Genomic DNA, 11,854 nt, shown 5'->3' with positions numbered 1-11,854 from the left:
GCTTCCGCTGCGGCGGAACAGTCGGCGGTAACGGGCGCGCCTGCGCCGTCCCGCCAGCGGCAGGCGTCAGTGCGGAGCGCCGCCGCGGCGACAACAGCCGCAGATTCGCACGGGTCACGGAGTACTCAATCGATGTCGGACGTCACCATCAAACAACTGGCCAAGGTGCTCGGCACCCCCGTCGACAAGCTGCTTGCGCAGCTTGGCGAGGCCGGCATGAAGTTCTCCGACCCCGATCAGGTCATCAGCAGCACCGAAAAGGTCAAATTGCTCGGCTTCCTGCGCCGTACCCACGGCAAGCAGGAGGAGGCATCGGCGCCGAGCGCGGCGGCGCCGCGCCAGATCACGCTCAAGCGACGCACGGTGAGCGAAATCACGGTGGTGCCGGGCCAGCGTGGCGCAAGCGCCAAGACGGTCAACGTCGAGGTGCGCCAGAAGCGGACCTACGTCAAGCGCAGCACGGTCGAGGAAGGGCAGTCGGTGGACCCCGAGCGCGAGGACGCGCTGCGCAAGCTGGCCGAATCGCAGCTCAAGCGCGAGGCCGAGAGCCAGGCGCTCGCCGACGCCGACCGTCGTCGTCATGAGGAAGATGCACGCATGCGCGCCGCCGACGAAGCGCGCCGCGCGGCCGCCGACGCGGCCGAGGAAGAGGCGCGCCGTCAGGCCGAGCAGGCCGTGGCGCCGAATCCTGCCGCCGTGGTCGACAGCGTGGCAGCGGCGGCACCGGCCGCCGAACGGCCGCGTCCGGATCGGCATCGCGAAGGCGGTGCCGGCGCGGCGGCGGGCGATGCGGCGCATCGGCCGCGTGTCAAGCATGGTTCGCATCGCATGCAGGATGACGGTGGCGGCGATGACGCCAGCGCCGGCGCCGGCGCCGGCGGGGCGCGCTATTTCGGCAACGAACTGCACCTTTCGCGCGAGGGGGCGGCGCGCCGCACGGGTCGCAAGAAGACCCGCACGCGCGTGGTCGAGCCAAGCCGTTCGGGCGGCAGTCATGCATTTTCGCGTCCGACCGCGCCGGTGGTCCGCGAGGTGGCTGTCGGTGAGACGATCACGGTGGCCGATCTGGCCGCACGCTTGGCGATCAAGGGCGCCGACGTGGTCAAGACCTTGTTCAAGATGGGTGTGATGGTCACGATCAACCAAGTCATCGATCACGATACCGCCGTGCTGGCGGCCGAGGAACTCGGCCACAAGGTGGTCGAGGCCGCCGACACCAGCGCCGAATCGACGCTGCTCGCGCGCCAGGCTGCCGACGAAGGCGAGACCGCCGCGCGCCCGCCGGTGGTCACGATCATGGGCCACGTCGACCACGGCAAGACCTCGTTGCTCGACTACATCCGCCGCACCAAGGTCGCCGCGGCCGAAGCCGGTGGCATCACCCAGCATATCGGTGCCTACCACGTGGACACGCCCAAGGGCGTCATCACCTTCCTCGACACGCCCGGCCATGCCGCGTTCTCGTCGATGCGTGCGCGCGGTGCGCAGACCACCGACATCGTCGTGCTCGTGGTCGCCGCTGACGACGGCGTGATGCCGCAGACGATCGAGGCGATCAATCACGCGCGGGCGGCGAAGGCCCCGCTGATCGTGGCGATGAACAAGATGGACAAGTCCGACGCCAACCCCGACGCGGTCAAGCAGGGACTGGTGCAACACGAAGTGGTGCCCGAGGAATGGGGCGGCGACGTGCAGGTGGTGCCGCTGTCGGCCAAGACCGGCATGGGCGTCGACGCGCTGCTCGATGCGATTTCGGTGCAGGCCGAAGTGATGGACCTCAGGGCCGTGCCCGAGGGCCGCGCCAGCGGCGCGGTGATCGAATCCAGCCTCGACAAGGGCCGCGGTCCGGTCGCGACCGTGTTGGTGCAGCAGGGCCTGCTCAAGCGTGGCGACTTCGTCGTCTGCGGCGTCGAATATGGTCGCGTGCGCGCGCTGTTCGACGAGACCGGAAGGCAGGTCGAGTCGGCCGGTCCTTCGATCCCGGTGCAGGTGCTCGGCCTGTCGGGCGTGCCGCAGGCCGGCGACGATTTCGTCGTGGTCGCCGACGAGCGCCTGGCCAAGGACGTCGCGCAGCAACGCCAGACCAAGCGCCGCGAGACGCGCCTGGTCAAGCAGGCCGGCAATCGCATGGAAGACATCATGGCGCAGATGGGCGAGGGCACCGCTCAGCTCACGCTCAACATCGTCGTCAAGGCCGACGTGCAGGGTTCGGCCGAAGCGCTGCGTGAGGCGCTTGGCGCCATCAGCACCGACAAGATCAAGGTCAACGTGGTCGCTTCCGGCGTCGGTGGCATCACCGAGTCCGACGCCACGCTGGCGGCGGCGTCGAAGGCCGTGATCATCGGCTTCAACGTGCGCGCCGATGCCTCGGCGCGCAAGGTGATCGAAGCCAATGGATTGGACCTGCGCTACTTCTCGATCATCTACGACGTGATCGACCAGGTGAAGCAGGTCGCCACCGGGCTGCTCGGCACCGAGGTGCGCGAGGAGATCATCGGCATCGCCCAGGTGCGCGACGTGTTCCGTTCGTCCAAGTTCGGTGCCATCGCCGGCTGCATGGTGGTCGAGGGCGTGGTCAAGCGCCACAAGCCGATCCGCGTGCTGCGCGACAACACGGTGATCTTCGAAGGCGAGCTCGAATCGCTGCGTCGCTTCAAGGAGAACGTCGACGAGGTTCGCAACGGCACCGAGTGCGGCATCGGCGTCAAGCAGTACAACGACGTCAAGCCGGGCGACCAGATCGAATGCTTCGAACGCATCGAGGTGCAGCGGACGCTGTAACGCGCGAGCCATGATTGGTGATTCGTGATTGGCCAGTGCAAACAACGCGACACGGAATCGCGGCTGCGGCTTTCCCGAATCACCAATCACCAACCACCCATCACGACCCCATGCCCGCCAAATCGTTCAACCGCTCCGACCGCGTCTCGGCCGAACTGCGCCGCGAACTGGCCGTGCTCGTGCACGCTGCGGTGCGTGAACATGCGCTGCCCTCGGTCAGCGTGTCGGACGTGGAAGTCACGCGCGATCTCGACGTCGCCACGATCTACGTGACCGCCTTGCTCGGCGACGAGGGGCCGGCCGCCACCAAGGCACTCAATGCGCTGGCCAAGGACTTCCGCCGCGAGCTGTCGCGGATGATGAAGCTGCGCCGGGTGCCCGAATTGCGCTTCCGCTACGACGACTCGGTCGACAAGGGCGAACGCATCGAGCAGTTGTTGCGCGAAAAGCCGTGATCGGTGATTCGGAAAAGCCATCGGCGCGCCACCGGCGGGTGCGGCGAGCCTCCTCCACATCGCCGCCGCGCGGCCTCGAATCACCAATCACGAATCGCCCATTGCGGCCGCTGAGCGGCATCCTGCTGCTCGACAAGCCGCAGGGCCTGAGTTCCAACGCGGCCTTGCAGAAGGTGCGCCATTTGCTGCGCGCTGCCAAGGGTGGCCATACCGGCAGTCTCGACCCGCTCGCCACCGGCCTGCTGCCGCTGTGTTTCGGTGAGGCGACCAAGATCGCCGGCCTGCTGCTCGGCTCGCGCAAGGCTTACGATACCGAGGCGCTGCTCGGGGTGACGACGACGACCGACGATGCCGAAGGCGCGCCCGTCGCGCGGCGCGCGGTGCCGCCGCTCGACGCCGCGGCGATCCGCGCCGCACTCGCGACGCTGACCGGTCGCATCGTCCAGGTGCCGCCCGTGTACAGCGCGCTCAAGCAGGACGGCGAACCCCTGTACCGGCGGGCGCGCCGCGGCGAGGAAGTCGTCGCCGCGCCGCGCGAGGTCGAAGTGGCGCGCTTCGAGCTGCTCGCCCACCAAGGCGAGCGGCTGCGCCTGCTGGTGGAGTGCGGCTCGGGCACCTATGTGCGCAGCCTGGTGCGCGACCTTGGCGAGCGGCTCGGCTGCGGCGCACACGTGACCGCGTTGCGGCGCCTGTGGGTGGAGCCGTTCCTCGCCCCGCGCATGTACACGCTCGACGAGCTCACGCGACTGGCGGATGACGATGCGGCACTCCAAGCGCTGCTGCTGCCGTTGGAACAGGGACTGGCCGGCTACCCCCAACTGCGGGTCGACGCGGCGCAGGCAGGGCGTCTGCGCCAGGGGCAGGCGATCGACTGGCCCGGCGCCAGCGGCCGTGGCGTCGCCCTCGACGCCGCCGGGCGCGCGGTGGCATTGGTCGAGGTCGAGGCAGGCCGGATGCGCGCGCTGCGTGGCTTCAACCTCGCCCCTGGCCTGGATTGACATCGCATCGTCTTGATCGTGGGGTTGTTTTCGTGCCGGGCCAGCCGTGTGGGCGCTGCCGCCAATGTCACGATCGGTGCCGCGCCCGCCGCGCTTGTCGCATGTACCCCGGAAAAGCCTTACAATGAGCGGCTTTTTCAAGCACTTCACTAACGTGGTCTGTGCTGTCGACAGGCCGGGCCACGCCGGACGTCTCATCACGAGGTAATCATCATGTCGCTTTCCACCGAACAGACATCCCGCGTCATCGCCGACTTCGGTCGTGGCAAGAACGATACCGGCTCGCCGGAAGTCCAGGTCGCGCTGCTGTCGGCGCGCATCGAGCACCTGTCCAAGCATTTCGCCGACCATGGCAAGGACCACCACTCGCGCCGCGGCCTGCTCAAGATGGTCAACCAGCGCCGCAGCCTGCTTGCCTACCTCAAGAAGAAGGACGGCGAGCGTTACAAGGCGCTGATCGAGCGTCTGGGCCTGCGCCGGTAATTGCCCTTCCCCCGCAGTGGTGGTCTGCCGGTGCGTTCATTCCTGGACGCAACCGGGTGGGCTCCATCACGGGGGGATGGCGTTTTACGCTGCATGCAACTCCAGAGCGGCCACCCGTGGCCGCACTCTTCAAATAGAGCGCGTTCCATGGGGGGCGCGCTTTCCCAGACAGGACAACCAACGTGGCGAAAGTAAGCAAGTCGTTCCAGTACGGTAAGCACATGGTGACGCTGGAGACGGGTGAAATCGCCCGCCAGGCGTCCGGCGCGGTGATGGTGTCGATGGACGGCACCGTGGTGCTGGTCACGGTCGTTGCTGCCGCCAAGGCAAAGGAAGGCCAGGATTTCTTCCCGCTCACGGTCGACTACGTCGAGAAGTTCTACTCGGCCGGCCGCATCCCGGGTGGCTTCTTCAAGCGCGAAGGCCGCCCGACCGAGAAGGAAACGCTGACCAGCCGCCTGATCGATCGCCCGGTGCGTCCGCTGTTCCCCGAGGAATACAAGAACGAAGTGCAGGTCATCGCCCAGGTGGTCTCGCTCAATCCCGAAGTGGATGGCGACATCCCCGCCATGATCGGCGCCTCGGCAGCCCTGTCGCTCGCCGGCATCCCGTTCCAGGGCCCGATCGGCGCTGCCCGGGTCGGCTACGCCGATGGCCAGTATCTGCTCAACCCGACCGCCAGCGAGCTCAAGGCTTCGCAGTTGGATCTGGTCGTCGCCGGCACCTCCAACGCGGTGCTGATGGTCGAATCCGAGGCCAAGCTGCTCAGCGAAGAGGTCATGCTCGGTGCGGTGGTGTTCGGCCACAAGGCCCTGCGCGCGGTCATCAACGCGATCAACGAGCTGACGGTCGAGGCTGGCACCAAGCCGTCAACCTGGCTGGCGCCGGCCAAGAACCAGGCGCTGATCGGCGCACTCAAGGACGGCGTCGGCGACAAGCTCGCGCAGGCATTCCAGATTCGCGACAAGCTGCAGCGCCGCGATGCGATCAGCCAGCTCAAGCAGGACACGTTGGCCGCACTGGCCGGTCGCGCCGAGGCCGAAGGTTGGGCCGCAGCCGAACTGGCACGCGAATTCGGCGAACTCGAATACCGCACGATGCGTGACGCCGTGCTGGCCAGCAAGATCCGCATCGACGGTCGCAAGCTCGACGACATCCGCCCGATCACGGTGCGCGTGGGCGTGCTGCCGCGCACGCACGGCTCGGCGCTGTTCACGCGCGGCGAGACGCAGGCGCTCGTGAGCGTCACGCTTGGCACCGCGCGCGATGCGCAGATCATCGACGCGCCGGAAGGCGAGTCGAAGGATCCGTTCCTGTTCCACTACAACTTCCCGCCGTTCTCGGTTGGCGAGTGCGGTCGTTTTGGTGCGCCCAAGCGCCGCGAGATCGGCCATGGGCGCCTGGCCAAGCGCGGCGTGCAGGCCGTCAAGCCGTCGATGGAGCAGTTCCCGTACGTGCTGCGCGTGGTCAGCGAGATCACCGAGTCCAACGGTTCCTCGTCGATGGCCTCGGTGTGCGGCTCGTCGCTGGCGATGATGGATGCCGGCGTGCCGCTGACGGCGCCGGTGGCTGGCATCGCGATGGGCCTGGTCAAGGAAGGCAGCAACTTCGTGGTGCTGTCCGACATCCTCGGTGACGAGGATCATCTGGGCGACATGGATTTCAAGGTGGCCGGGTCGTCGGCGGGCATCAGCGCGCTGCAGATGGACATCAAGATCGACGGCATCACCGAGGAAATCATGCAGGTCGCGCTGGAGCAGGCCAAGCGTGGCCGCCTGCACATTCTCGGCGAAATGGGCAAGGTCATCAGCACCTCGCGCAGCGAGATGAGCGAGTTCGCCCCGCGCCTGCTGACGATGAAGATCCATCCCGACAAGATCCGCGAGGTCATCGGCAAGGGCGGCGCCACCATCCGCTCGATCACCGACGAGACCGGCGCCACCATCGACATCAGCGACGATGGCACGGTGGTGATCGCCTCGGTCAACCGCGATGCCGGCGAAGCCGCGAAGAAGCGCATCGAGCAGATCGTGTCCGACGTCGAGCCGGGCCGCATCTACGAGGGCAAGGTGGCCAAGCTCATGGATTTTGGCGCCTTCGTCACGATCCTGCCCGGCAAGGACGGCCTCGTGCATGTGTCGCAGATCTCCAACGAGCGCGTCGAGAAGGTTTCCGACAAGCTCAAGGAAGGCGATATCGTCAAGGTCAAGGTGCTCGAAGTCGACAAGCAAGGTCGCATCCGCCTGTCGATGAAGGCCGTGACCGAGGACGGCGACGGCAACTGATGGGCTGATCTCAAGTGGTGAACGAAGAAGCGGACTGCGGTCCGCTTCTTCGTTTGCGGACCGGTGCCGCGCGCTGGCCGCCACCATCACCGGCGCTGGCCATCGCCAGTGCGCCGATGTAGATCGTCGCCGCGGGGTCACCTTTGCTGACGGCCGGTTCGGCGCGATGCGGGCGGTGGCCCGCCCCGCCAGTTGTTGCGCAGCCTTAGCGCCGTGCCGGCTCCTCGGGCCGCGTGCCGCCGGCCGCTGGCGCCTCGCCGAGACGCACGATGCGCTGCGAGGTCTCGCCATTGCGCACGGTGGTCAAGGTGATGCTGCGGCCCGCGTTGGCGCGCAATTCGGCCGCGAATGCAGCCTTGTCGGCGATGGCGCGATTGTCGATCGCGATCACGTAGTCGCCGGCCATCAGGTTGGCACGTGCGGCCGGCGTACCGCCCATGACGCTGCCGATCTCGACGCCGCCCTTGCCGCCCAGATTCGTGCGCTCATCCTCGCGCAGGTCGCGGAAGGTGGCGCCGAAGGCGAGCCGGTAGCGCACGTAGTAGGTCGCGCCCCAGGCGTCCGCGCCGGGCTCATTGGCCGCCGATTCGAGCATGGCGGCTGGCGGATAGACGATGACCCGCTCGGCACCGGCTTCGGCGGCATGCTGGTCGATCGCCTTGCGCACGAAGGACTCGCTCCCGTGGTAGACGCCATGACCGATACGCACGAAGCCGGCCATGCCGAGGCGGTCGTCGTCGGCGTCGAAGGAGTGACCATTCTCGATCGTGGCCGCGGCCGGCGGTGCGCTGCTGCGCATGCGCGCGACCTCGTCGGCGTCGCGGTCGGGCACGTACTGCGCGACCGGTTCATTGGCGGCCGCTGCCGCCGGAGGCGGCGACGCAGTGACCGGCGGCGTGGTGCTGACATGATGCGACACGCTGGCGCAGGCGCCCAGCATGAGCGAGGCGAGGGCGGCGAGCGCAGGGCGCGGACAGGCTGGAGTCATTGCGGTTCCCGATTTCGGCAGAGCCAAGGTGCACATTGCAAACTCCGGCGCCGTTTGGCAACTGCTGTCACAGGCGCGCTGCCGATGCCGACATGACTTCCGACCCATGCACTAGTATCAAGTCAACACTATTATGGTGTCGTAACTAGCGCAGCGGGGTGGGCCATGGCCACAGCCGAAACCGAAGTCCACCTGTGGAAGTTCCACAAGGAGCTCTCGGCCGGCATCGTGTCGCTGGTGTTGCTCGGCGTGCTGGCTGCGGCCCGGCAGCCGATGTACGGCTACCAGATCGCACGCCAGCTCGAGCTGACCGGCGAGGGCGTGCTCAGCGGCAAGCAGAGCGCGTTGTACCCGGTGCTGCGCAATCTCGATACCGCCGGTCTGCTCGCCAGCGAAGTCGAGCCGTCGGTGGCGGGGCCGCCGCGGCGCTATTACCGCATCACGCCGCTTGGTCGGCGCGTGCTCGAACAGTGGACCTATGCGTGGGCGACCACGCGCGATTTCGTCGATACGGTGCTGGAGGGAGCATGAACACGCCCGCGACCATCCGCGAGTACCTTGCACAACTGCGCGCGGCGCTGGCCGGCGCCGATCCGGCCTTGGTGCAGGATGCGCTGTATGACGCCGAGGATCACCTGCGCTCGGAAATGGCCGACCATCCCGACACGCCCGAGGCCGAGCTGCTGGCGCGCATCGTCAACAGCTATGGTGCGCCGGCCGAGGTGGCGGCGATCTACGTCGACCAGGAGCGCGTGGTCGAGCAGGCGCTGCGGCCGCCACAAGTGCCGGCGCGGCGCAGCGCATTGGGCCGCTTCTTCGGGGTCGCCGCCGACCCACGCTCCTATGCCGCACTGTTCTACATGCTGCTGTCGCTGGCGACCGGCGTGTTCTACTTCACCTGGGTGGTGGCCGGGCTGTCGTTGTCGCTCGGACTGTCGATACTCATCATCGGCATCGTGGTGCCGGTCGTATTCTTCGGTTCGGTGCGCGTGTTGGCCTTGGTCGAGGGCCGCATCGTCGAGGTCCTGCTCGGCGAGCGCATGCCGCGCCGCCCCGTCTACGCCGATCGCGAACGACCGCTGCTCAAGCGCATCGGCGCCATGTTCACCGATCCGCGCACCTGGTCGACACTGCTTTACATGCTGCTCATGCTGCCGCTCGGCATTGCCTATTTCACGATCGCCGTGGTCGGTATTGCGCTGTCGCTGGGGCTGGTGTTCGCGCCGGTCGCGGTGCTGCTGTCGCAGTATGGCGCGTTCGACGGCAACGTCGGCATCCAAATCGACGGCGAAATGATCGTGCCGCCGCTGATGGTGGCGCCGGCCGCCTTGATCGCCGGCGTGATACTGCTGTTTGCGACGCTGCACGTCGCGCGTGGCGTCGGGCGGCTGCAGGGCGCGTTGGCCAAGCACCTGCTCGTGCCGTCGTCGCGCTGAGGTGCTCAGCGCAGCACGCGCACCTGCACCTGCGCGGTAGCGCCACCGGAGCCGAGCGCGGTGATCGTCTGCGCGCCCACGTCCGGGAACGCGTGCTCGATCGTCGCGCTCGCGAGCGTGGTGCCGATGAGGCGGCCATTGACGAGCCAAAGCACTTCGTCGCGGGCGCCGAGCGCGCGCAGGCGCAGCGTCGCCGGATTGGTGCTGTTGGGCGCACGCGCGATCGTGGCGCCATCGGCGACGCCATCGATGCGCAGCGATTGGGTGGCATCGAGGCCATCGTCGGCGCAGCCCGCGGCGAGTGGCGGCAGACTGGCACGGCGACGCAGTTCGGCGGGCAGCCATGGGTAGGCCAGCGCCGGCCAGCGCGCCACCTCGACCTCGCGCTCATGCGCGCGCGTGCAGCCCGCGCTGAGCCGCGCGCCGCTGCGGGCGTCGACGCGCACACGCACGAGACCGGCATGCCAGTTGTGCGCGTCGCGCTCGGGCAGGGTGGGTGCAATGACGCCGTCGAGGACCCAGGCCGTTTTCTTGAGGTGGCACAGTTCGGGATGTTGCGGATCGGGCGCCAGGCCGAGCGGCCAGCAGATGTCGACCTGGCTCACGCTCGCGGGTGGCGGTGAAGGGGTCGCCGCGATCGCGCTGCGTGGCAGGCCGTCGATGATCTGGAACAGCAGCGGCAGTGCAGTGACGGCACCGTACTGGCCCGGCAGTGGGGTGCCGTCGGGACGGCCGAGCCACACCGCCACGGTGTATTGGCGCGTCGCGCCGATGGCCCAGGCATCGCGAAAGCCGTAGCTGGTGCCGGTCTTCCACGCTACCCGTGGCCGCGAACCGGGGTCGAAGGTGCCCGGCGCATAGCCGGGGCGCGGGTTCGCTTCGAGAATGTCGCGCACGATCCATGCCGCGCCGGCCGAGAACAGATGCCGGTCGAGCACGGGTTCGTCGCTGCGGTAGCGCACGCGACCAGCCACGCCCGCGCGGTTGAAGGCGGTGTAGGCACCGACCAGATCTTCCATGCGTGCGCCGACCCCACCGAGGATGATCGGCAGGCCCGGGGTGGCACCGCGCGGCAGGCGCAGGTCGAGCCCGGCGTTGGCCAGCCGCGCCACGAAGCGCGCCGCACCGACGCGGTCGAGCAGGTCGACGGCGGGCACGTTGAGCGACAGGCGCAGCGCCTGCGCCGCACCGATCGGACCGTTGTAGGCGCCATCGAAATTGCCGGGGCGATAGTCGCCGAATGATTGCGGTGCGTCGATCAGGAGGCTCTCGGAGTCGATCAGGCCGTCATCGAGTGCGAGCGCGTACAGGAACGGCTTGAGCGTCGAGCCGGGCGAGCGCGCCGCCCGCACCATGTCGACATGGCCCAGTCGCCGCGCGTCGCCGAACGCGCCGGAGCCGACGTAGGCGCGCGCCTCGAGGCTGGCGTTGTCGACCACCAGCACGGCTGCCGAGGTGCGTTCGGGCAGATGCACGAGGTACTGCGTCACGCGTGCCTCGAGCGCGTGCTGCAGCGCTGCGTCGATCGTGGTGGCGATGCGGCGCGCGCGTGGCTGTTCGACATGCAGGCGCTCGGCAAGCAGAGCCGCGCTCAGCGGCGGCTGCAGGCTGCGCGCAGCCACCGCCTCGATGCGCGCGTCGCGCACTTGCGCCGGCGACCACACACCAAGCGCGGCCATGCGCTCGAGGACCTTGTCGCGCGCCGCCTGCGCCGCCTGCGGATTGCGGTCGGGACGCAGCCGGCTCGGCATCTGCGGCAGCACCGTGAGCAGCGCGGCCTCGGCGTGCGACAGGCGTGCGGCCGGCTTGCCCAGGTAGGCCCATGACGCCGCCTCGACGCCCTCGATGGTGCCGCCGAACGGGGCGTGGTTGAGGTAGAGCGCAAGGATCTGCGCCTTCGACAGATGGGCTTCGAGCTGCAGTGCGCGCAGGATTTGCAGCAGCTTGCCGCCGAAACTGTGCGGCGTGCCGTCGAGGATGCGCGCCACCTGCATGGTCAGCGTCGAGCCACCCGAGACGAGGCGCCGATGGCCGATCCACTGCGCGAAGGCACGCCCGAGCGCGAGCGGGTTGACGCCGGGGTGACGGTAGAACCAGCGGTCCTCGTAGGTCAGCAGCGCCTCAACGTACAGTGGCGACACGTCCGCCGCCTGCACCGGGTAGCGCCATACGCCGTCGCGATCGGGGAATGCGCGCAGCGGCGTGCCGTCGCGCGCCAGGACCACGGTACTGCCGCCGTTGGCATCGGGCAGCGGCAACGGGAACAGGCGGTCGAGTGCGAACGCGACGACGAGCAGCGCCAGCAACGTGACCGTGACCCGCCTGAGCCAGCGATGACGGATCCGGAACGTTGACGTCCGACTGCGGGGGGCTGCCATGTCCATCCAAGCCTGCGTGGCGGCGCGCATCGCCTGCCACGCCGCTGCGG

At 68.4% G+C, this 11,854-nt stretch carries 9 protein-coding genes; 7 read left to right on the top strand and 2 right to left on the bottom strand.

Features of this window, described 5'->3' with window-relative positions; all coding sequences use genetic code 11:
• Nucleotides 1-132: 132 nt before the first annotated feature.
• From infB to pnp, 5 genes are all read left to right on the top strand, one after another.
• The gene (infB, locus tag KF903_RS01890; RefSeq protein WP_291210286.1) at nucleotides 133-2,781 is read left to right on the top strand and encodes a translation initiation factor IF-2; all 2,649 of its coding nucleotides are present in this window, start codon (nucleotides 133-135) and stop codon (nucleotides 2,779-2,781) included.
• Between the two features lie 110 nt (nucleotides 2,782-2,891).
• A complete protein-coding gene (gene rbfA, locus KF903_RS01885; protein WP_291210283.1) occupies nucleotides 2,892-3,236 on the top strand; it encodes a 30S ribosome-binding factor RbfA in 345 nt (114 codons plus the stop codon).
• 101 nt (nucleotides 3,237-3,337) lie between these two features.
• On the top strand, nucleotides 3,338-4,234 hold the full coding sequence (truB, locus tag KF903_RS01880; protein WP_291210280.1) for a tRNA pseudouridine(55) synthase TruB: 897 nt from the start codon (nucleotides 3,338-3,340) through the stop codon (nucleotides 4,232-4,234).
• A 213-nt stretch (nucleotides 4,235-4,447) separates the two neighbouring features.
• On the top strand, nucleotides 4,448-4,717 hold the full coding sequence (rpsO, locus tag KF903_RS01875) for a 30S ribosomal protein S15 (protein ID WP_291210277.1): 270 nt from the start codon (nucleotides 4,448-4,450) through the stop codon (nucleotides 4,715-4,717).
• Nucleotides 4,718-4,899: 182 nt separating this feature from the next.
• Entirely contained in the window at nucleotides 4,900-7,002 is a 2,103-nt protein-coding gene (gene pnp / locus KF903_RS01870) for a polyribonucleotide nucleotidyltransferase (protein WP_291210274.1), read from the top strand.
• 205 nt (nucleotides 7,003-7,207) lie between these two features.
• Here pnp and KF903_RS01865 read toward each other — a convergent pair whose 3' ends face one another.
• The gene (locus tag KF903_RS01865; protein ID WP_291210271.1) at nucleotides 7,208-7,990 is read right to left on the bottom strand and encodes a PDZ domain-containing protein; all 783 of its coding nucleotides are present in this window, start codon (nucleotides 7,988-7,990) and stop codon (nucleotides 7,208-7,210) included.
• A 165-nt stretch (nucleotides 7,991-8,155) separates the two neighbouring features.
• On the opposite strand from KF903_RS01865, the gene KF903_RS01860 reads away from it, so the two are divergent.
• Nucleotides 8,156-8,521, top strand: coding sequence for a PadR family transcriptional regulator (locus tag KF903_RS01860; protein WP_291210268.1), 366 nt, complete (start codon nucleotides 8,156-8,158; stop codon nucleotides 8,519-8,521).
• On the top strand, nucleotides 8,518-9,426 hold the full coding sequence (locus KF903_RS01855) for a sensor domain-containing protein (protein WP_291210265.1): 909 nt from the start codon (nucleotides 8,518-8,520) through the stop codon (nucleotides 9,424-9,426). The genes KF903_RS01860 and KF903_RS01855 overlap by 4 nt, the downstream gene beginning before the upstream one ends.
• A gap of 5 nt (nucleotides 9,427-9,431) precedes the next feature.
• On the opposite strand, the gene pbpC is transcribed toward KF903_RS01855, so the two are convergent.
• Nucleotides 9,432-11,804, bottom strand: a complete 2,373-nt coding sequence (gene pbpC, locus KF903_RS01850; RefSeq protein WP_291210262.1) for a penicillin-binding protein 1C — start codon at nucleotides 11,802-11,804, stop codon at nucleotides 9,432-9,434.
• Between the last annotated feature and the right edge of the window lie 50 nt (nucleotides 11,805-11,854).

Source organism: Dokdonella sp. (assembly GCF_019634845.1).
GTDB lineage: Bacteria > Pseudomonadota > Gammaproteobacteria > Xanthomonadales > Rhodanobacteraceae > Dokdonella_A.
Note: the sequence above shows the minus strand (reverse complement) of the source record. Positions and strands in the feature narration are given on the sequence as shown.